The sequence below is a fragment of the Pseudomonas sp. PA15(2017) genome (genome assembly GCF_001945395.1).
GTDB lineage: Bacteria > Pseudomonadota > Gammaproteobacteria > Pseudomonadales > Pseudomonadaceae > Aquipseudomonas.
In genome coordinates this window covers 24,126-46,056 of the sequence record NZ_MSXV01000015.1, presented here as the reverse complement: position 1 = coordinate 46,056, position 21,931 = coordinate 24,126, and the positions used below count along the sequence as shown (strand labels likewise).

Genomic DNA, 21,931 nt, shown 5'->3' with positions numbered 1-21,931 from the left:
GTTGAAGTCCACCTCAAAATGCTCATGTACTACTCGTACACTCCGCTTTTTCGGCGGACTTCGCCTTGCCTGACCTTCGTTCGCTGCTTTGTAAATCTCCTCTTACTGGGCCGTGGCCAGCACGACGGCGCCGGTCACCAGCAGGTTGATCAGGGTCAGCGGCAGGCAGAACTTCCAGCTGAAGGCCATGACCTGGTCATACCGCGGGCGCGGAATCGAGGCGCGCAGCAGGATGAAGATCATGATGAAGAAGCAGGTCTTGATCGCGAACCAGAAGAACGGGATCTGCGGCAGGATGCCGAACGGGCCGTGCCAGCCACCAAAGAACAGGGTCACCAGCAGCGCGGAGATGGTCACGATGCCGATGTATTCACCGACGAAGAACATGCCCCATTTCATGCCGGCGTATTCGATGTGGTAACCGTCGGCCAGCTCCTGCTCCGCTTCCGGCTGGTCGAAGGGGTGACGGTGCGTCACGGCCACGCCGGCGATGAAGAAGGTACAGAAGCCGAAGAACTGCGGGATGATGAACCACAGGTTCTGGGCCTGGTAATCGACGATGTCGCGCATGTTGAACGAGCCGACCTGGGCGACGATGCCCATCAGCGCCAGGGCCAGGAACACCTCGTAGGAGATGGTCTGGGCCGAGGCACGCAGGCTGCCGAGCAGGGCGAACTTGTTGTTGCTCGACCAGCCGGCGAACAGCACGGCGTACACCGACAGGCCTGCCATGGCGAAGAAGAACAGAATGCCGATGTTCAGGTCCGCCACGCCCCAGTTGGGGGTGATCGGGATGATCGCGAAGGCCACCAGCATGGCGCCCATGGCGATGATCGGCGCCAGGGTGAAGATCAGCTTGTCGGCGAACGGCGGCGTCCAGTCTTCCTTGAAGAACATCTTGAGCATGTCCGCAGCCAGCTGGAACATGCCGAACGGGCCGACCCGGTTAGGGCCGTAGCGATCCTGCCACCAGCCGAGCAGGCGGCGTTCGACGAAGCTCAGCAGCGCACCGCACACCACCACGGCAAGCAGGATGACGATGGCCTTGAGCACTTCCTGGATGATGTCGAGCAACTGTGGAGTCAGCCAACTCATTGCGCGGCCTCCCCAATGTTGCTCACGGTCGCACCAGCGACGGCGGCCGGAATGCCAGCCAGGCCGACCGGCAGGCCGACCAGACCGATGCCCAGCTCCTCAGTGACGCGCAGCGGCAGGCGCAGGTTCTGGCCGTTGACGCTCAGTTGCAGCAGTGCGCCGTCGTTGACGCCGAGGCGATCGGCTTCATCCTTGGCCAGCGCCACGTAGGCTTCGGGTGTGCGTTCGGCGATCGGCGCGGCGCGCGAGGACATTTCCTCGCTGCCGAACAGATGATGCAGCGGCACGGCCTGCCAGGTGCCCTGGGCCGGGTTGAAGGCCGTCGGTGCGCTGAACCAGCCCAGGCTTGCGCCCTTGGCTTCGATCAGGCGCACGCCGGGGTCGCCGGCACGCAGGTGACCACCGACTTCATCCTGGAATTTGTTCCAGGCCTGAGGCGAGTTCCAGCCGGGTGACCAGGCGAACGGGATCTGCTGACGGTCTTCCTTGCTGCCCGAGTAGCCTTCCATGGAGAAGGCGAAGGCGCTGTCCTTGTCCTGAGGCTGACGCGGCTCGTGCACGCTGATGTTGGCGCGCATGGCGGTACGACCGCTGTAGCGATGCGGTTCGCGGGCCAGCTTGAGGCCCTTGATGCGGAACGAGGCGCTTGGCGCAGCATCGCGAATACCGGCCAACTGTGCGGAGCTGTCGGCGCAGGCAGCGGTGACCTGGTCGAGCTGGGTCCAGTCGACGACGCGATTGTGCAGCGTGCTGTGCAGCGCATGCAGCCAGCGCCAGCCTTCGCGCACCAGAATATTGGCGTCGTAGTAGGACGGGTCATAGACCTGGAAGAAACGCTGGGCGCGGCCTTCCTGGCTGACCAGGGTGCCGTCGCCTTCGGCGAAGCTCGCAGCCGGCAGCAGCAGGTGCGCCTTGGCGGTGGTCGCGGTGCTCTGGTGATCGGCGACGATCACCACCTTGGCGGCTGCCAGGGCGGCGTCCACACGGCCGGCATCGGCGCGGTGGTAGAGATCGTTCTCCAGTACCACCAGGGCGTCGGCCTGACCGGAGGTCAGTGCTTCGAGGGCGTCGTCCAGGTTGTTGCCGGCGAACTGCTCGCCCATCAGCAGGGCCATGCCCATGCTGTTGGCTTCCGGCACCACCAGGCTGATGGAGCCGTTCTTCTCGCGGTTCTTCAGGGCGCTGGCGATGTTCGCAGCGGCCTCGATCAGCGCGCGATTGCCCAGCGAGGCGCCGGAAACGATCAGCGGGCGCTTGGCGCCCACCAGCGCCTCGGCGATGCGTTGCACCAGCTCACCGGCCTCGGTTTCCAGGCCTTCGACGGCCGGGGCGCTCGGGTCGATGGCGTGGGCCACCGCGAAGCCGATGCGCGCCAGGTCATCGGGCGCGGCGTGCACGCACTGCTCGGCGACGTCGTCGAGGCGGGTGGCGGTGACGCTGGCAATGAACAGCGGATTGAGCGCGTGCTGGGCGACGTTCTGCACGGCGGCCATGTGCCAATCCTGGATCTTCGCACCAGCGGCGATTTCGGTGGCCTTGCCCTTGACCGACTGGCGCAGGGCCAGGGCGACGCGGGCGGCGGTCTGGGTGAGGTCTTCACCAAGTACGAACACCGCGTCGTGGCTCTCGATGTCGCGCAGGGTCGGCACCGGCAGCGGGCCGTTCTGCAGCACGTCGCGGATCAGGCCGATGTTGGCCTGCTCGGCCGCGGCGATACCGGAGTAGAAGTTGCCAGCGCCGACCAGCTCGCGCAGGGCGAAGTTGCCCTCCAGGCTGGCACGCGGCGAACCGATGCCGATCACCTTGCGGCCCTTGAGCAGGGCAGCGGCCTGATCCAGTGCGGCGTCCAGGCCCATCTTCATCTTGCTGAGCATCATCAGCGGCTGACGCGGACGGTCTTCACGGTTGACGTAGCCATAGCCGAAGCGGCCACGGTCGCAGAGGAAATACTGGTTCACCGAGCCGTTGAAGCGGTTCTCGATGCGGCGCACTTCGCCGTAGCGCTCACCCGGGCTGGTGTTGCAGCCGCTGGAGCAGCCATGGCAGATGCTCGGGGCGAACTGCATGTCCCACTTGCGGTTGTAGCGCTCGGAGTGGGTCTTGTCGGTGAACACACCGGTGGGGCAGACCTCGACCAGGTTGCCGGAGAATTCGCTTTCCAGGGTGCCGTCTTCGACGCGGCCGAAGTACACGTTGTCGTGGGCACCGTAGACGCCCAGGTCGGTGCCGCCGGCGTAATCCTTGTAGTAGCGCACGCAGCGGTAGCAGGCGATGCAGCGGTTCATCTCATGGGCGATGAAGGGGCCGAGTTCCTGGTTCTGGTGGGTGCGCTTGCTGAACCGATAGCGACGGGCGTTGTGGCCGGTCATCACCGTCATGTCCTGCAGGTGGCAATGGCCGCCTTCCTCGCAGACCGGGCAGTCATGGGGGTGGTTGGTCATCAGCCACTCGACGACGCTCTTGCGGAAGGCCACGGCCTCTTCGTCGTCGATGGAGATCCAGCTGTTGTCGGTGGCCGGCGTCATGCAGGACATGACCAGGCGGCCGCGCTTGTCGTTTTCGTCGGTGTACTGCTTCACCGCGCACTGGCGGCAGGCGCCAACGCTGCCGAGCGCCGGGTGCCAGCAGAAGTAGGGGATGTCGAGACCAAGGGACAGACAGGCCTGCAGCAGGTTGTCCGCACCATCGACTTCGAGATCTTTGCCGTCTACGTGGATAGTGGCCATTTTTCTTCAGTCTTCGTTTGCCCACCGTGAGGTGGACGGGCTAAGGGAATTCTCTTCAACGACCTGGGCCGGACGGCGCCATCGCGCCCACTCGTCCGGCCAGCGGGCCTATACCGCGTGTGCCGTTACCGGCGGCTGTGGCGCAATGGCGCCCACGCCGGCTTCGAACTCTTCACGGAAATACTTGATCGCGCTGCCCAGTGGCTCCACGGCGCCCGGTGCGTGAGCACAGAAGGTCTTGCCGGGGCCGAGGAAGTTGACCAGGCCGAGCAGGGTGTCGATGTCCTCGCGGGTGCCCTGCTTGCGCTCCAGGGCACGGAGGATCTTCACGCTCCACGGCAGGCCGTCACGGCAGGGTGTGCACCAGCCGCAGGATTCGCGGGCGAAGAACTCCTCCATGTTGCGCAGCAGCGACACCATGTTCACCGTGTTGTCGATGGCCAGGGCCAGGCCGGTACCCATGCGGGTGCCGACCTTGGCGATGCCGGCGGCGTACATGGAGGCCTCGAGGTGCTCGGGCAGCAGGAAGCCGGTGCCGGCACCGCCGGGCTGCCAGGCCTTGAGGGTGTAACCGTCGCGCATGCCGCCGGCGTAGTCCTCGAACAGCTCGCGGGCGCTGATGCCGAACGGCAGCTCCCAGATACCCGGCGTCTTGACCTTGCCGGAGAAGCCCATCAGCTTGGTGCCGTGGTCTTCGCTGCCTTCGCGGGCCAGGGACTTGTACCAGTCCACGCCGTTGGCGACGATGGCCGGCACGTTGCACAGGGTCTCGACGTTGTTGACGCAGGTCGGCTTGCCCCACACGCCCACCGCAGCGGGGAAGGGTGGCTTGGCACGCGGGTTGGCGCGACGGCCTTCCAGGGAGTTGATCAGTGCGGTTTCTTCACCGCAGATGTAACGCCCGGCACCGGTGTGCACGAACAGCTCGAAATCGAAGCCGCTGCTCAGGATGTTCTTGCCGAGCAGGCCGGCGGCCTTGGCTTCCTCGATGGCACGGTTGAGGTTGGCGGCGGCGTCGACGTATTCGCCGCGCAGGAAGATGTAACCGCGGTAGGCCTTCAGGGCCCGGGCGCTGATCAGCATGCCTTCCACCAGCAGGTGCGGCAGCTGCTCCATCAGCATGCGGTCCTTCCAGGTATTGGGCTCCATCTCGTCCGCGTTGCACAGCAGGTAGCGGATGTTCATGGACTCGTCGTTGGGCATCAGGCCCCACTTCACGCCAGTGGGGAAGCCCGCACCGCCGCGGCCCTTGAGGCCGGAATCCTTGACCGTCTGCACGATGTCGGTCTGGGCCATTTCGGCCAGCGCCTTGCGGGCGGCGGCATAACCGTTCTTCTGCTGGTACTCGTCGAGCCACACCGGTTGGGCGTCATCGCGCAGGCGCCAGGTCAGCGGATGGGTCTCTTCGCTGCGGGCGATGCGGTTGGCCGGGCCGAAGGAGGTCAGCAGGTTGGAGCTGCGACTGATCATTGGAAGTTCTCCAGCAGTTGCGCCACGCCTTCGGGCTGCACGTCGCCAAAGGTTTCGTCGTCGATCATCAGCGCCGGCGCTTTGTCGCAGTTGCCCAGGCAGCACACCGGCAGCAGGGTGAAGCGGCCGTCGGCGGTGGTCTGGCCGGGCACGATGCCCAGCTCGGCCTTGATGCTGCCGAGCACGTTCTCGTGGCCACCGATGAAGCAGGTCATGCTGTCGCACACACGAATGATGTGGCGGCCGACAGGCTGGCGAAAAATCTGGCTGTAAAAGGTGGCGACGCCTTCGACATCGCTGGCCGGGATACCGAGAATCGCGCCGATGGCATCGGCGGCGCCGTCCGGCACCCAGCCGCGTTCCTTCTGCACGATCTTCAGGGCTTCGATGCTTGCGGCACGCGGGTCCTCGTAGTGGTGCATCTCGTGCTCGATGGCCGAGCGCTCGGTTTCACTGAGGGCGAAACGGTCGGTCTGAATCATGTTCATGGTGTTCTCCTCAGCGATCCACGTCGGCCATGACGAAGTCGATACTGCCCAGGTACGCGATAAGGTCGGCGACCATGCTGCCGCGGATCACCGAAGGGATCTGCTGCAGGTGGGCGAAGCTCGGCGTGCGGATGCGCGTGCGGTAGCTCATGGTGCTGCCGTCACTGGTCAGGTAGTAGCTGTTGATACCCTTGGTCGCTTCGATCATCTGGAAGCTTTCGTTGGCCGGCATGACCGGCCCCCAGGAAACCTGCAGGAAGTGGGTGATCAGGGTTTCGATGTGCTGCAGCGTGCGCTCTTTCGGTGGCGGCGTGGTCAGCGGGTGATCCGCCTTGTACGGGCCTTCCGGCATGTTGCGCAGGCACTGATCAATGATCCTGATGCTCTGACGCATCTCCTCGACGCGCACCATGCAGCGGTCATAGGCGTCGCCGTTGACGGCCAGCGGCACTTCGAATTCGAAGTTCTCATAGCCGGAGTAGGGGCGCGCCTTGCGCAGGTCGAAATCGCAGCCAGTGGAACGCAGACCGGCACCGGTGGTGCCCCATTCCAGCGCTTCCTTGGTGTTGTACTGGGCAACGCCGATGGTACGGGCCTTGAGGATGCTGTTCTTCAGTGCAGCCTTCTCGTACTCGTCGAGGCGCTTGGGCAGCCAGTCGACGAATTCCTTGACCAGCTTGTCCCAGCCGCGCGGCAGGTCGTGGGCGACGCCACCGATGCGGTACCAGGCCGGGTGCAGGCGGAAACCGGTGATGGCTTCGATCACCTTGTAGGCACGCTGACGGTCGGTGAAGGTGAAGAACACCGGGGTCATGGCGCCCACGTCCTGGATATAGGTACCCAGGAACAGCAGGTGGCTGGTGATGCGGAAGAACTCGGCCATCATGATGCGGATGGTGTCGACCTTCTGCGGTACCTTGATGCCGGCCAGCTTTTCGACCGAGAGCACATAGGGCAGGTTGTTCATCACCCCGCCCAGGTAGTCGATACGGTCGGTATAGGGGATGAAGCTGTGCCAGCTCTGGCGTTCGGCCATCTTCTCGGCGCCGCGGTGGTGGTAACCGATTTCCGGCACGCAATCGAGGATCTCTTCGCCGTCAAGCTGCAGGATGATGCGGAACGCACCGTGGGCGGACGGGTGGTTGGGGCCGAGGTTGAGGAACATGTAGTCCTCGTTCTCGCTGTGGCGTTTCATGCCGCAGTCTTCGGGGTTGAAGCGCGCGGCCTCTTCCTCGAGCTGCTGCTTGGCCAGGGTCAGGCTGAACGGGTCGAATTCGGTAGCGCGCGCCGGGTAGTCCTTGCGCAGCGGGTGACCTTCCCAGGTCGGCGGCATCATGATCCGGGTCAGGTGCGGGTGGCCGGTGAAGTGGATGCCGTACAGGTCCCACACCTCGCGCTCGTACCAGTTGGCGTTCGGCCAGATGCCGGTTACGGACGGCAGGTTGAGGTCGCCCTCGCGCAGCGCCACCTTGATCATCACGTCGCTGTTACGCTCCAGCGACATGAGGTGATAGAACACGGTGAAGTCGGCGTCCGGCAGGCCGCGACGCTGGGTGCGCAGGCGCTCGTCGACGCCGTGCAGGTCATACAGCATGACGTAGGGGCGGGTGGTCTGGCGCAGGAAGCGCAGCACGTCGACGAGCTTGTCGCGGCCGACCCAGATCACCGGCATGCCGGTACGGGTGGCCTGCAGCGTGAAGCTGTCGGCGCCAAAACGGGATTGAAGCTCAACGACGACGTCTTGGTCGTCCGCCTTGTACGGCGCAATGGACACGATGGTGTCTGCAGTCATGGTCTCGATCGCTATCGGTCAACGGTGAGAGTGAGTCCGGCTTTTATAAGGAAGCAGGACTCAGACTTCGTCAGGGGAACGCAGGTTGGTAACCGCAATACGCTGCTCGCGGCGCTGTTCTTTCTGGGAAGGCATCTCGGCGCGGTAAACGCCTTGATCGCCAACGACCCAGGACAGCGGGCGGCGCTCCTGACCGATGGACTCCTGCAGCAGCATCAGGCCTTGCAGGAATGCCTCGGGCCGGGGCGGGCAACCGGGAATGTAAACGTCGACAGGAAGGAACTTGTCGACACCCTGAACGACCGAGTAGATGTCGTACATACCGCCGGAATTGGCGCACGAGCCCATGGAGATGACCCACTTGGGTTCGAGCATCTGCTCATAGAGACGCTGGATGACCGGCGCCATCTTGATGAAGCAGGTGCCGGCGATGACCATGAAGTCGGCCTGGCGCGGGGACGCTCGGATTACCTCGGCGCCGAATCGCGCGACGTCGTGCGGCGCGGTGAAGGCAGTGGTCATTTCCACGTAGCAGCAGGAAAGCCCGAAGTTGTACGGCCACAGGGAGTTCTTGCGACCCCAGTTCACCGCACCGCTGAGAACATCCGAGAGTTTCCCCATGTAGATGTTCTTATGCACTTCGTCTTCTAGCTGTTGGTCGGTAACGACCTCCCGCTTGCCGATCGGGTATTGCTCGTTGGGAGCATCCGGATCGATCCGAGTGAGTTTGTATTGCATCGCCAAAGCCTCATTGTTTCAGCTTCGCCTGCCGAGCCTTACGACTCTCGGGTGCCCAATCCAGCGCACCGATACGCCAAAGGTAGACAAGACCTGCCAACAGAATGTTTATGAAAACGGCTGCTTCGATAAAGCCGGCCCAGCCGCTTTCGCGAACGGAGACGGCCCAGGCGAAGAGAAAGAGGGCTTCGACGTCGAAGATCACGAAGAGCATCGCGACCAGATAGAATTTGGCGGACAAGCGCAGGCGCGCACTGCCGGTGGGAAGCATGCCCGATTCGAAGGGCTCGTTCTTGCTGCGCCCCCAGGCTTTGCTGCCCAGCAGGCTGGAGACACCCATCATGAAGGCACACAGGCCAACGACGCCCAGCAGAAAAACGGCCAACGCCCAGTTATGGGACAGGGAACTGCTTGCTTCCAGCATGCCGGGGCTCCTCAGGCAAGGAACGGCTTAACGCACGATTTAAAATTATGGCAAGGCATTAAATGCCTTGAATCAATTCGCATAATGTTATGCCTGTATTGGGTGTAAGTAAATTTTTCAGCGCAAAAAAATAATAAAACGTCGCATGCCTGCAATCGGCCGTTTTTCAGAAAGCCACGCAAATCAACGAGCTACAAAACAAGGCGAAAACTTTGGCAGCTCCAGCAAGTTATATGTAGTGGGAAGTAAAGGTCGCTTCAATGCGAATATATGTCATTTGAGAATTCATTCTTTTAACGCTTCGCCTAGCGGCTTACCTCGATAACTAACGTCATTAAAGCTGCGCGCCATAGTTGCCAATAAAAAAGCCCCGGCATCGCTGCCGGGGCTGAGGCTCGAAACATATGTCCGGGCGCGGTGCCAGTTCTCAGTGGAACTGATTCATGGTGTTGTCCTTGCCGCCAGCCTTCAGGGCCGCTTCACCGGCGAAGTACTCCTTGTGGTTGTCGCCGATGTCCGAGCCCGCCATGTTCTGGTGCTTGACGCAGGCGATGCCCTGACGGATCTCCTGACGCTGCACGCCCTTGACGTAGGCCAGCATGCCCTGATCGGCGAAGTAGCCCTTGGCCAGGTTGTCGGTGGACAGCGCGGCCGTGTGGTAGGTCGGCAGGGTGATCAGGTGGTGGAAGATGCCGGCATTGGCCGAACCGTCGCGCTGGAAGGTGCGGATCTTCTCGTCGGCAACCTGGGCCAGTTCGGTTTCGTCGTACTCGGCGCTCATCAGCTTGGCGCGATCGTAGGCCGATACGTCCTTGCCATCGGCAACGAAGGCATCGAACACCTGCTGGCGGAAGCTCAGTGTCCAGTTGAACGACGGGCTGTTGTTGTAGACCAGCTTGGCGTTGGGGATCACTTCGCGAACGCGATCGACCATGGCCTTGATCTGGCCGACATGGGGCTTCTCGGTTTCGATCCAGATCATGTCCGCGCCGTTCTGCAGCGAGGTGATGCTGTCCAGTACGCAGCGATCCTCGCCGGTACCCTTGCGGAACTGGAACAGGTTGGACGGCAGGCGTTTGGGCCGCAGCAGCTTGCCTTCACGGTTGATCACCACGTCGCCGTTCTTCAGTTCGGCCGCGCTGATTTCGTCGCAATCCAGGAACGAGTTGTACTGGTCGCCCAGGTCGCCCGGCTCGTTGGTCACGGCGATCTGCTTGGTGAGGCCGGCACCCAGGGAATCGGTACGGGCGACGATCACGCCGTCGTCTACGCCCAGCTCTAGGAAGGCATAGCGCACCGCGTTGATCTTGGCGAGGAAGTCGGAATGGGGCACGGTGACCTTGCCGTCCTGATGGCCGCACTGTTTCTCGTCGGAAACCTGGTTCTCGATCTGGATGCAGCAGGCGCCGGCTTCGATCATCTTCTTGGCGAGCAGGTAGGTGGCCTCGGGGTTGCCGAAACCAGCATCGATGTCAGCGATGATCGGCACCACGTGGGTTTCGAAATTGTCGATCTGCGCCTGGATCTCGCTCTGCTTGGCACGATCGCCCGACTCGCGAGCCGCATCGAGAGCGCTGAACAGCAGGTCCAGCTCACGGGCGTCGGCCTGGCGCAGGAAGGTATACAGCTCTTCGATCAGTGCGGCGACCGCGGTCTTCTCATGCATGGACTGATCCGGCAGCGGGCCGAAATCGGAACGCAGCGCGGCGATCATCCAGCCGGACAGGTACAGGTAGCGCTTGTTGGTGGTCTTGAGGTGCTTCTTGATGGAAATCAGTTTCTGCTGGCCGATGAAGCCATGCCAGCAGCCCAGCGACTGGGTGTAGACGGACGAGTCGGCGTCGTACTCGGCCATGTCCTTGCGCATGATGGCCGCGGTGTACTTGGCTACATCCAGGCCAGTCTTGAAGCGGTTCTGGGCGCGCATACGAGCGACGGATTCCGGGTTGATAGCGCTCCAGCTGCTGCCAGCGGCTTCTTTCAGGGCGGCAACGGCTTTGATGTCGTTTTCGTAAGCTGACATGGTCAATCCTTCAAGTGTGTGTTTGGTCGAGCACCGGGCATCGCGCATGGAAGCGCAGGCTCGGCGCGAGCTCACCGCAGACGTTGAGAGGAAACCGGAAAAGAGGAGGGCCGTGGCCGGGTGGACGAAGCGCGTCGTGTGCCCGCCGCCGGGTAGGCGAGCGGTAGTGCGTGCAGGCCCGTGGACGCCCTTGGCACTGTGCCGTTCGATGCGTGAAACGCTTCCCCGTCCCTCAGGACAACCTCGTTCCAGTCGCCATCTCGTCGAGCTGCCTTGTGGGCGTAACAACACGAATCGATCCCTGCGGTAAGCGGAGACTGACCCGGAGGTTCCGTTTCCAGAACCCCTGATTAGCGGGAGCGAGGCAATCATGCGACCGGCGAAAATGTTCGTCAATCGTTTTTGTAGTGTTTTTTTAGGAGTACTACATAAGTCTTAGATCGACCGTATGGTCACGTTTTACGGGGCTTTCAGTTGATCACCTCGACCTTCACGCGCATGCTCATGTCGTCGCGGCCTTCGGTCGAGTAGCGGCGCAGAACGCCACTGCGGTCGGCCTGACTCTGCTCGCTGCTGCCGCCGATAGTGATCCACTCGCCGAGCCGTCCGCTGACCCGGGTGTCGGCTTGCTGGATGTCGATAACGCCGGGTTGCTGCTGGCTGACTCGGTCACGGTTGCTGCTGATATCCAGGTGCACGATCTCACCCGCCAGGCTGGCGGTGACGTAGAAACCCTGGGTGACGTTGCGGTACTCGGTGTTGTTGTACACCTGGCCGTAAGGGCCGCGGCTGCTGGTGGTCACCGGCACGCTCTGGCCAACCTGGATCAGCGCCGGGTAACCCTCGCTGGTCTGCACCTGCTGCGTGCCGCCGCCGCGGCTGTCGGTGCTGCGGCGAATGATGCGCGCCTGGTCGCGACCGTCGACTTCGCCACGGCCGATTTCCACGCGGCCATTGCCGGCGCTGATGCTGCCGTCGACCCCGTAACCCCGATCGTCGCGGTAGGTCGATTCACTGGTGTCGACGCTGATCAGCAAGCGCCGCGGCTGGGTGTCGAGCTGGCCGAGCAGGGCGCGCACCTCCTCGATCTTCGCCGGCGACGCATTGACGATCAGCTGGTTGCCGTAGGCGCTCACCCGCCCGTCGTTGCCCAGTGCAGATTGCACCACGGGCAGCAGGTCGCCTGCGGTGCGGTAGTTGAGTGGAATGACTTCGGTGGCGGCCAGCGCCGAGAGGCTTAGGGCGAGCAGGGCGGCGCCGAGAAAATGTCGTTTCATGGCAAGAAATCTCTTCATAGCAGAAAACTTCGCAAGTCAGAATCGGTGATGCTGGTATCCCAGGTCTGGTCGAATAGCCGCTGCAACTGACGCACACGGGCGGCGTCCTGGTAATTCGCATAGCCGCCGAACTGATCCGGCTCCGGGCGCATCAGCACGCCCTGGTCGTCAGCCAGCAGAAAGGCGCCCTCAGGAACAGGGTAATCCGGATGGCAGCGGCGAATGTGCAGGTGGCTGGGCAGTTTTCGCGACAGGGCGATGAGTCTGTGCCCGTCACGAACCGCGCGGCTGCTGTCGCACACCAGGATGCGCAGGCTGCTGTGGCGATGGCGCAACAGAAAATCGCTACAGGCTGCGTGAATGCTGCTGTGATGGTAGAGCCAGGGTTCGAGATCGGGGCTATAGAGGCACAGCGTGCGCCTGGCCTGCTGCATCATCGCCAGGGCGTGGCTGCGGGCTTGGTCGGGCAGGCTGAAACGCTGCATGGCCGACTCGCTGCCGAGCACGAAGGGTGCCGGCTCCCAGGCGGCCGGCTGCGGCAGGGGGCTGTCCGGGTTGTGCAGGGTGAAACGCCCGGGCGACTCGAACTCGATGGGCTCGAGATCGGCGGGCGTGTGTTCGTCGTTCATGCTGACCTCTGTGGCACCGGTGTGCCACGGCTGAGATCAGCTGCTGCGCACCATGTCGACGTGAGGGATACCGGCTTCCAGGTACTCCTCGCTCACTACAGTGAAGCCCAGCTTTTCATAGAACGGCGTCGCCTGCACCTGGGCACTGAGCATTTGCTGGCTCAGACCACGTTTTTCCGCTTCGGCGATCACCGCCTGCAGCAGGGCTTCGCCTACCTTCAGGCCGCGCCAGTCCTTGAGTACCGCTACCCGGCCGATCTGGCCGTCGGCGAGCAGGCGCGCCGTACCGATCGGGTAGTCGCCTTCGCAGGCGAGAAAATGCACGGCATCACTGTCTTCGGCGTCCCATTCCAGTTCAGGCGGCACGGCCTGTTCAGCGACGAAGACGGTTTCGCGGATGCGATGCAGCTCTTCGTAATCCTTGTGCCAGTCGGCGATGCGTACGTGCAGGTCATTCATCGGCAGCAAACTCCAGGCTTCCTTGCTTGGCTAGTTCGAGCACCAGCTCGCGGGCCTCGTCGTTGCCCAGCCATGGGCCGAGGTTTTCCAGATGCAGGGCGTCGGCCGAGCAGATCATCTTCAGCAATTCGCGCAGGCTGGCGGAGACCAGGCGGCTCTGCCCACTGGCGAACAGCACCAGGCCATCGCCGACTTCCGACCAGGCCAGGCGCGCGCTCGGGTTGCGAACCAGAATGGCGCCGTCCTCGAGCTGATCGAGGAAGCCGTCCTCGTCGATCTCGATGCCTTCGACCAGCTCCGGGTACTTGGGCTCGGTCATGAACTGGCCGAACCAGGTCATCAGCAGGCGCTCATCGCTCATGTGCTCGGCGAGCAGCGCCTTGAGGCGTTCGAGGGCGTCACGCTGGATCTCGTGCGGGTCGCTGGTCGGCGCGGTGCCGGCGTCGCTGTAGCGCGTTTCGTCCGGCAGGAACTGGCCAAGGAAGTCAGTGAAATGGGTCAGAACTTCGGCCGCGCTGGGTGCGCGGAAACCCACGGAATAAGTCATGCAATCGTCCTCGGCGGTGCCACAGTGGGCCAGGAGCGGCGGCAGATAGAGCATATCGCCGGGCTCGAGCACCCATTCTTCAGTTTGATCGAATTGAGCCAGGATCTTCATGTCCAGATCCGGCAGCAGCGGGCTCTGGGCGTCGCACATCTGGCCGATCTGCCAGCGGCGGCGGCCATGGGCCTGCAGCAGGAATACGTCGTAGTTGTCGAAGTGCGGGCCAACGCCGCCACCTGGCGTGGCGAAGCTGATCATCACGTCGTCGATCCGCCATTTGGGCAGGAACTTGAACTGCTCCAGCAGCTCGGCCACATCGGGCACGAACTGGTCGACGGCCTGCACCAGCAGGGTCCAGTCACGCTCCGGCAGGTCGGCGAACGCATCCTCGGCGAACGGGCCGCGGCGAACTTCCCACGGGGTTTCGCCATGTTCGAGCACCAGGCGCGACTCGACCTCTTCCTCGAGGGCCAGGCCAGCCAGTTCATCGGGAGAAATCGGGCTCTCGAAATCGGTGATGGCCTGGCGCACCAGCAAGGGCTTCTTCTGCCAGTAGTCGCGCAGGAATTCGCGTGCGCTCAGGCCACCCAATAGCTGAAGAGGAGCATCAGGATTCATTTGTAAGTCCTTGATATTTATCGGTGCGTATAAAAAGAAACGCCCGGCGTCAGCCGGGCGTTCTCGGGCGTACCCGTCGGTCAGATGCGCTTGGCCTGAGCCACGGCGTTGCCGATGTAGTTGGCCGGGGTGAGCTGCTTGAGCTCTTCCTTGGCAGGAGCGGGCATGTCCAGCGCGTCGATGAAGGCCAGCAGCGCCTCGGGCGTGATGCCCTTGCCGCGCGTCAGCTCCTTGAGCTTCTCGTACGGGTTCTCGATGGCGTAGCGACGCATGACGGTCTGGATCGGTTCGGCGAGCACTTCCCAGCAGGCGTTCAGATCTTCAGCAATACGCCCAGCATTGAGCTCCAACTTGCTGATTCCCTTGAGGCTTGCTTCGTAGGCGATCACGCTGTGGGCGAAACCGACACCGAGGTTGCGCAGTACGGTGGAGTCAGTCAGGTCACGCTGCCAGCGCGAGATCGGCAGCTTGCTGGCCAGGTGCTGGAACAGCGCATTGGCGATACCGAGGTTGCCTTCGGAGTTCTCGAAGTCGATCGGGTTGACCTTGTGCGGCATGGTCGACGAGCCGATCTCGCCAGCGACGGTCTTCTGCTTGAAATAGCCGAGGGAAATGTAGCCCCAGATATCGCGATCGAAGTCGATGAGGATGGTGTTGAAGCGCGCGATGGCGTCGAACAGTTCGGCGATATAGTCGTGGGGCTCGATCTGCGTGGTGTAGGGATTCCACTGCAGGCCCAGGTCACCTTCGATGAACTGGCGGGCGTTGGCTTCCCAGTCGACCTGCGGGTAGGCCGACAGGTGAGCGTTGTAGTTGCCCACGGCGCCGTTGATCTTGCCCAGCAGCGGCACGGCAGCGATCTGGGTGATCTGCCGCTCGAGGCGATAGACGACGTTGGCCAGCTCCTTGCCCAGGGTGGTCGGCGATGCCGGTTGGCCGTGGGTGCGCGACAGCATCGGCACGTCGGCGAACTTGACCGCCAGCTCGCGGATGGAGGCAGCGATCTGACGCATCAGCGGCAGCAGCACGGTGTCACGGCCTTCGCGCAGCATCAGGGCGTGGGACAGGTTGTTGATGTCCTCGCTGGTGCAGGCGAAGTGGATGAACTCGCTGACCTTGTCCAGCTCTGGCAGCTTGGCAGCCTGCTCCTTGAGCAGGTATTCCACGGCTTTGACGTCGTGGTTGGTGGTGCGCTCGATGTCCTTGACGCGCTCGGCGTGCTCGACGGCGAAGTTTTCCGCCAGCTCGTTGAGCAGGGCATTGGCTTCGGCAGAGAAGGGCGCGACTTCGCTGATGCCCTCATGGGCGGCGAGGCGCTGCAGCCAGCGGACTTCCACCTGGACGCGGAAACGGATCAGGCCGTATTCGCTGAAAATGGGGCGCAGGGCGCTGGTTTTGCCGGCATAGCGGCCGTCTACGGGCGAAACCGCGGTGAGCGAGGAAAGCTGCATGGGAGGCGTTCTCGGACAGTCGGGCGTTGAAAAGGGCGCATATCATACATGAAGGCGCACGCTGCAGGCTGCAAGCTGCAGGTAAAAGCGATTGATGGGCAGGCACTTCAAACTAGAAAATCTTTAAAACCAATTACTTGCAACGAAAACCTAACCTGAAGCCTGCCTTAGCCACGTAACATCGGATAGAGTTCGCGCAGCAATTTGCGACGGCTGAATACCAGCTGCCAGCGATGCCCGCCCAGTTGGCGCCACAGGCGTGCCGAGCGAATCCCGGCGAGCAGCAGGCCGCGAATCTTCGAGGCATTGGCCGGTTGTTGCAGGAAGCGGCTGTCGCCCTGCACCTGAATGCGCTGCTTGAAGGTGCTGATGGTGTCCTGGTAGAGCGCGCCACAGGAGGAAATGACGTTCTCGTGGCCAATGCCGAAGTGGTCGGCCTGGCTCTGGATCTGATCCAGGCGATTGCCCATCAGTTGCAGCAGGTCGCCGCGCTTGTCGAGCTGCCGCTCCAGACCGAGCAGGGCGAGGGCGTAGCGCAGCGGCTCGCGTTGCAGGCTGGTGGGGTCGCGCTCCAGGGCGCTGACCAGGGCGCGGTAACCGTCGCGCAGATTGAGGTCATCACCGCCGTACACGTCCAGCGTGCCGTTGGCGTCGCGCACCAGCAGGCTGTTGATCAGGCAGGTCACTTCGCTTTCGGCGGCCTGGCCGGTCTTGGCGATCTTGTCGACCATCACCGCGGCCTGAAACACCGCGCCCAGGGCGATCAGCTGCTCTTGAATGGGGTTCATCGCGGTGCGCCCTCGCTCCAGGGTTCGGCGTTCTCGATCACGCCGCCGCCGAGGCAGACGTCACCGTCATAGAACACCACGGACTGCCCGGGCGTGACCGCACGCTGGGGTTGCTCGAACGTAGCGCGGTAGCCATCGGCGGTGCGCTCCAGGGTGCAGGCCTGGTCAGCCTGGCGGTAACGCACCTTGGCGGTCAGGCGCCGAGGGGCATCGAGCGCCACGGGGTTGACCCAGTAGATCTGCGAGGCATGCAGGGCGCGGGAAAACAGCCAGGGATGCTCGTTGCCCTGGCCGACGATCAGCACGTTGCGGGTCAGGTCCTTGTGCAGCACGTACCAGGGCTCGTCGCCGGCATCCTTGAGGCCGCCGATGCCCAGGCCCTGGCGCTGGCCGATGGTGTGGTACATCAGGCCGTGATGTTTGCCGATCACGTCACCCTCGGTGGTTTCGATGTTGCCTGGCTGCGCCGGCAGGTACTGCTTGAGGAAGTCGCTGAAACGGCGCTCGCCAATGAAGCAGATACCGGTGGAATCCTTCTTCTTGGCGGTGGCCAGCTCGTACTTCTCGGCAATCGCTCGCACTTCGGGCTTCTCCAGTTCGCCGACCGGGAACAGCGTCTTGGCGATCTGCTCGCCGCCAACGGCGTGCAGGAAGTAACTCTGATCCTTGTTCGGATCCAGGCCCTTGAGCAGTTCGCTGCGCCCGTCGATATCGCGGCGGCGCACGTAATGGCCGGTGGCGATCAGGTCGGCACCGAGCATCAGGGCGTAGTCGAGGAACGCCTTGAACTTGATTTCACGGTTGCAGAGGATGTCCGGGTTGGGCGTGCGCCCGGCCTTGTACTCGGCCAGGAAGTGCTCGAACACGTTGTCCCAGTACTCGGCGGCGAAGTTGGCGGTGTGCAGCTTGATGCCGATGCGGTCGCACACGGCCTGGGCGTCCGCCAGGTCGTCCATGGCAGTGCAGTATTCGGTGCCGTCGTCTTCGTCCCAGTTCTTCATGAACAGGCCTTCGACCTGATAGCCCGCTTCGAGCAGGAGCAGGGCCGAGACGGAGGAGTCGACACCGCCGGACATGCCGACGATGACGCGCTGGGTAGCTGGATCTTGCATGGTCGGGATCAATACGGGCTTCAAAGGGGCGAGATTCTAACAGGATGCGCGGTGCGTTTCAGTCTGCCGCGCATGGCCGGTTTTCACATGGGGTCATGGATGAGGGCAAGGGGGAAGCGGGCGCCCGCCAGGTAGTCATCCAGGCAGCGCAGTACCAGCTCGCTGCGCAGGCGGTCGCGCTCGGCCAACAGTTCGTCGTACGTGAGCCAGCGGATGCCACTGATGTCGCTGTCCAGCGCACGCTCGGCATGGTGCCGAACCAGGTTGGCGACGAAGCAGATGCGCTGATAGGTCACGCCGTTGCTCGGTGCGGTGTACAGGTAGATGCCGGTGACGCCGGTCAGCTCGACGTCGCAGCCGGTCTCCTCGAGCGTCTCGCGCACGGCTGCCTGCTGCAGGCTCTCCTTCGGTTCCAGGTGGCCGGCCGGCTGATTGAGCACCAGGCGCCCACCCTTGAGCTCCTCGACGAACAGAAAGCGCCCCTCGTGCTCGACGATGGTGGCGACGGTGACGTGTGCGTGCCAGGTCATGCTGACTCCTTTTCGAATTCTGAAAACGACAACCCCGGCGCAAGGCCGGGGTTGTCGGTGTCGCTAGATCAGCACGTTGCTCAAGCCAGCGAGGCCAGGGCTGCGTTGAGGGTCGCGCTCGGGCGCATGACTTTTTCGGTCAGCGCCTTGTCCGGTGCGTAGTAGCCACCGATTTCTGCCGACTTGCCTTGTACCGCGCCGAGCTCGGCGACGATCTTGGCTTCGTTGTCGGTCAGGGTCTTGGCCAGTGGTGCGAACTGCGCCTGCAGGGCGGCGTCTTCGCTCTGGGCTGCCAGGGCTTGGGCCCAGTACAGCGCCAGGTAGAAGTGGCTGCCACGGTTGTCGATGCCGCCAACCTTGCGCGCCGGCGACTTGTCGTTGTCGAGGAACTGGCCGGTGGCCTGGTCCAGAGTCTTGCTCAGCACTAGTGCTTTCGGGTTGTCGTAGGTGTTGCCCAGGTGCTCCAGGGAAGCAGCCAGAGCGAGGAACTCACCCAGGGAATCCCAGCGCAGGAAGTTCTCTTCGACCAACTGCTGCACGTGCTTGGGCGCCGAACCGCCAGCGCCGGTTTCGAACAGGCCGCCGCCGTTCATCAGCGGCACGATCGACAGCATCTTGGCGCTGGTGCCCAGTTCCATGATCGGGAACAGGTCGGTCAGGTAGTCGCGCAGCACGTTGCCGGTCACCGAAATGGTGTCCTTGCCTTCGCGGATACGGGCCAGGGAGAACTTGATGGCTTCGACCGGTGCGAGGATGCGGATGTCCAGGTCGCTGGTGTCGTGATCCTTCAGGTACTTCTCGACCTTGTTGATCATTTCGGCGTCGTGGGCGCGAGCCGGGTCCAGCCAGAACACCGCCGGGGTGTTGCTCAGACGGGCGCGGTTGACGGCCAGCTTGACCCAGTCCTGGATCGGCGCGTCCTTGGTCTGGCACATGCGGAAGATGTCGCCTTCCTCGACCTTCTGCTCCATCAGTACCTTGCCGTTGGCATCGCTGACGCGAACCACGCCGGCGGCCTGGATCTGGAAGGTCTTGTCGTGGGAGCCGTACTCTTCGGCTTTCTGCGCCATCAGGCCAACGTTCGGCACGCTGCCCATGGTGGTCGGGTTGAAGGCGCCATTGGCCTTGCAGTCTTCGATCACGGCTTGGTAGATACCGGCGTAGCAGCGATCCGGGATCACGGCCTTGGCATCCTGCAGTTCACCCGCGGTGTTCCACATACGGCCCGAGTCGCGAATCATCGCCGGCATCGAGGCGTCGACGATCACGTCGCTCGGCACGTGCAGGTTGGTGATGCCCTTGTCGGAGTTGACCATCGCCAGCGCCGGGCGATCGGCGTAGACGGCGTTGATGTCGGCTTCGATCTCGGCCTGCTTGTCGGCTGGCAGCTTCTTGATGCTGGCGTACAGGTCGCCAATGCCGTTGTTCAGGTTGAAGCCGGCTTCCTGCAGGGCAGCCGCGTGCTTCTCCAGGGCCGACTTGTAGAACTCGGCGACGATCTGGCCAAAGATGATCGGGTCGGAGACCTTCATCATGGTGGCTTTGAGGTGCACCGAGAACAGCACGCCTTGCTTCTTGGCGTCTTCGATCTGGGCGGCGATGAAGCTGCGCAGGGCCTTCTTGCTCAGTACCGAGCAATCCAGGACTTCGTCAGCCAGCACGCCGGTTTTTTCTTTCAGCACGGTGGCACTGCCGTCAGCGCCAACCAGTTCGATCTTCACACTGCCTTTGGCGTCGATCAGGGCCGCTTTCTCGCTGCCGTAGAAGTCGCCGCTTTCCATGTGCGCGACATGGGATTTGGAGTCGGCAGCCCAGGCGCCCATCTTGTGCGGGTGCTTGCGAGCATAGTTCTTGACCGACAGCGGTGCGCGGCGGTCGGAGTTGCCTTCGCGCAGGACCGGGTTCACGGCGCTGCCCTTGACCTTGTCGTAGCGGCTGCGGATATCGCGCGCCTGCTCGCTGTCGTCGGCGTCCGGGTAGTCGGGCAGGGCGTAACCCTGGCTCTGCAATTCCTTGATGGCGGCCTTGAGCTGCGGTACCGAGGCACTGATGTTCGGCAGTTTGATGATGTTGGCTTCTGGCGTGGTGGCCAGGGCGCCCAGCTCGGCGAGGTGATCACCCTGTTTCTGAGCATCGGTCAGAAACTCGGGGAACAGCGCCAGGATACGGCCGGCCAGCGAAATGTCGCGGGTCTCGACGGCGATATCGGAGGAGGCGGTGAAGGCTTTGACGATGGGGAGCAGGGAGTAGGTCGCGAGCGCAGGGGCTTCGTCGGTGAGGGTGTAAATGATCTTCGAGCGTGTGGTCATATTTGATTTAACTCTCTCTTTACTGAACTTGCACGGCACTGATCCGGGTGAGGTGGCTTCTGGCCACAGCGCGGCATCAATGAGGTGAATTCGAAGTTCCATCCCGATGATGTTGGGTGTCGCAGCTGCCTGATGGCGGTATCTGGATCGCCTGACAGGGCACGCGCGACGGGTGCTGGAAGCCGTACTCCAGGCAAAGGCGCCCTTATGACTACTCAGTCAGCGCCCGAGTATATCAAACCGACGTGCCAAGTTGCTCGCACCGGTAGCGAAGATGAGCGTTCATCGGCCCGGCACTGCTCTTGGAACCTCTTCACGACCTTTTCAGGCGACGCTGGTGAGGTTGCCAGGGCAGATGCGGCAATTGATGCAGTATCTGTGGGAGCGTGCGGGGACGCCTGGGGTCTGTTCCCGCGAAATCATGGGTATGCCCGGTTCCCACAAGAGGCGATCTGCCGTCAGCTACCACCACTCAGCCGCCAAATCGCCGAACCTCGGCTTGAACACTTTGAACAGCGGCGAACCCTGGCCGCAACGATAAAAAAACCGGCCACTGGGGCCGGTCGTTCGTGGCGTGAGGGGTCAGGCTCCGACCGCACTCGCCTGCACCTTGCTGGCAGCCGGTGCAGGCGCATCCTGCACGGCCTGGGCGGTACTGATGTTCACGGCGTGGAGCCCCTTGGGGCCTTGAATGATATCGAAGCTGACGGCCTGGCCGGCCTTCAGCGTTTTGTACCCATCCATCTGAATGGCCGAGTAATGGGCGAACAGGTCCTCATCTCGGCCATCGGCCAGGATGAATCCATAGCCCTTGGCGTTGTTGAACCACTTGACCTTACCACTTAGCATGCTGATATCCCTCTGCAAGGAACCCCACTGCTGGAGTATCATCCACATTAGATCCAGCGTTCACGGGATCACCCAGCGAACGCAAGCCCTTTCGCCCCGTAGGGGTATCCTTTGGTTGTAACACCCTTTTGCCGATAGTCAAGGCATCGCACGAAACGACGATAAACGGGTCTGATTTTTGTGGCCTGCTCCATTCACCCCCCACGAACCTTTTATCCAGCATGCATGCAAGTAGCCAGATTCGACTAACATTCAATCAGGATCGACCCGCACCGCATGAGGACGACTCTTCAGGCCTGGCCGTCGAGGAGTCCAAGCCGGCATTGCAGGCGCCCCCACTCTACAAGGTGGTCTTGTTCAATGATGACTACACCCCCATGGATTTCGTGGTCGAGATACTCGAGACCTTCTTCAACCTCAATCGCGAGGTGGCAACCAGGATCATGTTGACCGTGCACACCGAAGGTCGCGCCGTATGCGGGCTCTACACCCGTGACATTGCCGAGACCAAGGCCACGCAAGTCAACCAGTACGCGCGTGAAAGCCAGCACCCATTACTCTGTGAAATCGAGAAGGACGGTTAACGCCGGCCGCTTGGCATGAGGTGAA

The 21,931-nt window shown here is 62.7% G+C and carries 19 protein-coding genes; 1 reads left to right on the top strand and 18 read right to left on the bottom strand.

Annotated features, from left to right (window positions below; all coding sequences use genetic code 11):
• Positions 1-102: 102 nt before the first annotated feature.
• The 18 genes from nuoH to cspD form a co-directional block, all read right to left on the bottom strand.
• Complete coding sequence (gene nuoH / locus BVH03_RS06400) at positions 103-1,095, bottom strand: NADH-quinone oxidoreductase subunit NuoH (RefSeq protein WP_013791405.1); 993 nt, start codon at positions 1,093-1,095, stop codon at positions 103-105.
• Positions 1,092-3,821, bottom strand: coding sequence for an NADH-quinone oxidoreductase subunit NuoG (nuoG, locus tag BVH03_RS06395; RefSeq protein WP_075960396.1), 2,730 nt, complete (start codon positions 3,819-3,821; stop codon positions 1,092-1,094). Before nuoG ends, nuoH begins: the two co-directional genes overlap by 4 nt.
• Before the next feature lie 108 nt (positions 3,822-3,929).
• Entirely contained in the window at positions 3,930-5,291 is a 1,362-nt protein-coding gene (gene nuoF, locus BVH03_RS06390) for an NADH-quinone oxidoreductase subunit NuoF (protein ID WP_075960395.1), read from the bottom strand.
• The gene (gene nuoE, locus BVH03_RS06385) at positions 5,288-5,779 is read right to left on the bottom strand and encodes an NADH-quinone oxidoreductase subunit NuoE (RefSeq protein WP_075960394.1); all 492 of its coding nucleotides are present in this window, start codon (positions 5,777-5,779) and stop codon (positions 5,288-5,290) included. Before nuoE ends, nuoF begins: the two co-directional genes overlap by 4 nt.
• A 10-nt stretch (positions 5,780-5,789) precedes the next feature.
• The gene (gene nuoC, locus BVH03_RS06380) at positions 5,790-7,571 is read right to left on the bottom strand and encodes an NADH-quinone oxidoreductase subunit C/D (protein WP_075960393.1); all 1,782 of its coding nucleotides are present in this window, start codon (positions 7,569-7,571) and stop codon (positions 5,790-5,792) included.
• Positions 7,572-7,631: 60 nt separating this feature from the next.
• On the bottom strand, positions 7,632-8,309 hold the full coding sequence (locus BVH03_RS06375) for an NADH-quinone oxidoreductase subunit B family protein (protein WP_013791410.1): 678 nt from the start codon (positions 8,307-8,309) through the stop codon (positions 7,632-7,634).
• Positions 8,310-8,319: 10 nt separating this feature from the next.
• Complete coding sequence (locus tag BVH03_RS06370; RefSeq protein ID WP_013791411.1) at positions 8,320-8,733, bottom strand: NADH-quinone oxidoreductase subunit A; 414 nt, start codon at positions 8,731-8,733, stop codon at positions 8,320-8,322.
• Between the two features lie 427 nt (positions 8,734-9,160).
• A complete protein-coding gene (locus tag BVH03_RS06365) occupies positions 9,161-10,756 on the bottom strand; it encodes an isocitrate lyase (protein WP_075960392.1) in 1,596 nt (531 codons plus the stop codon).
• A gap of 470 nt (positions 10,757-11,226) precedes the next feature.
• Positions 11,227-12,033, bottom strand: coding sequence for a secretin N-terminal domain-containing protein (locus BVH03_RS06360; RefSeq protein ID WP_075960391.1), 807 nt, complete (start codon positions 12,031-12,033; stop codon positions 11,227-11,229).
• 14 nt (positions 12,034-12,047) lie between these two features.
• On the bottom strand, positions 12,048-12,662 hold the full coding sequence (locus BVH03_RS06355; RefSeq protein WP_075960390.1) for a histone acetyltransferase HPA2: 615 nt from the start codon (positions 12,660-12,662) through the stop codon (positions 12,048-12,050).
• Between the two features lie 36 nt (positions 12,663-12,698).
• Positions 12,699-13,121: a GNAT family N-acetyltransferase gene (locus BVH03_RS06350; protein WP_013791415.1), complete on the bottom strand. Its 423-nt coding sequence runs from the start codon at positions 13,119-13,121 to the stop codon at positions 12,699-12,701.
• Positions 13,114-14,283, bottom strand: coding sequence for a cupin domain-containing protein (locus BVH03_RS06345; protein WP_027905369.1), 1,170 nt, complete (start codon positions 14,281-14,283; stop codon positions 13,114-13,116). Before BVH03_RS06345 ends, BVH03_RS06350 begins: the two co-directional genes overlap by 8 nt.
• An 80-nt stretch (positions 14,284-14,363) precedes the next feature.
• Entirely contained in the window at positions 14,364-15,734 is a 1,371-nt protein-coding gene (purB, locus tag BVH03_RS06340) for an adenylosuccinate lyase (protein ID WP_075960389.1), read from the bottom strand.
• 167 nt (positions 15,735-15,901) lie between these two features.
• Positions 15,902-16,522 carry a high frequency lysogenization protein HflD gene (gene hflD, locus BVH03_RS06335; protein WP_075930300.1) on the bottom strand — a complete coding sequence of 207 codons (621 nt, stop codon included), beginning with the start codon at positions 16,520-16,522 and terminating at the stop codon, positions 15,902-15,904.
• Positions 16,519-17,634 (bottom strand): tRNA 2-thiouridine(34) synthase MnmA, encoded by a 1,116-nt coding sequence (mnmA, locus tag BVH03_RS06330; RefSeq protein WP_075960388.1) that lies wholly within the window; start codon positions 17,632-17,634, stop codon positions 16,519-16,521. Before mnmA ends, hflD begins: the two co-directional genes overlap by 4 nt.
• A gap of 83 nt (positions 17,635-17,717) precedes the next feature.
• The gene (locus BVH03_RS06325) at positions 17,718-18,164 is read right to left on the bottom strand and encodes an NUDIX hydrolase (RefSeq protein WP_075960387.1); all 447 of its coding nucleotides are present in this window, start codon (positions 18,162-18,164) and stop codon (positions 17,718-17,720) included.
• A gap of 80 nt (positions 18,165-18,244) precedes the next feature.
• On the bottom strand, positions 18,245-20,473 hold the full coding sequence (locus BVH03_RS06320) for an NADP-dependent isocitrate dehydrogenase (protein ID WP_075960386.1): 2,229 nt from the start codon (positions 20,471-20,473) through the stop codon (positions 18,245-18,247).
• A gap of 582 nt (positions 20,474-21,055) precedes the next feature.
• The gene (cspD, locus tag BVH03_RS06315; protein ID WP_075960385.1) at positions 21,056-21,322 is read right to left on the bottom strand and encodes a cold shock domain-containing protein CspD; all 267 of its coding nucleotides are present in this window, start codon (positions 21,320-21,322) and stop codon (positions 21,056-21,058) included.
• A gap of 221 nt (positions 21,323-21,543) precedes the next feature.
• Here cspD and clpS point away from each other — a divergent pair, with 221 nt between their 5' ends.
• The gene (clpS, locus tag BVH03_RS06310) at positions 21,544-21,906 is read left to right on the top strand and encodes an ATP-dependent Clp protease adapter ClpS (protein WP_075930296.1); all 363 of its coding nucleotides are present in this window, start codon (positions 21,544-21,546) and stop codon (positions 21,904-21,906) included.
• The last annotated feature ends 25 nt before the right edge of the window (positions 21,907-21,931 follow it).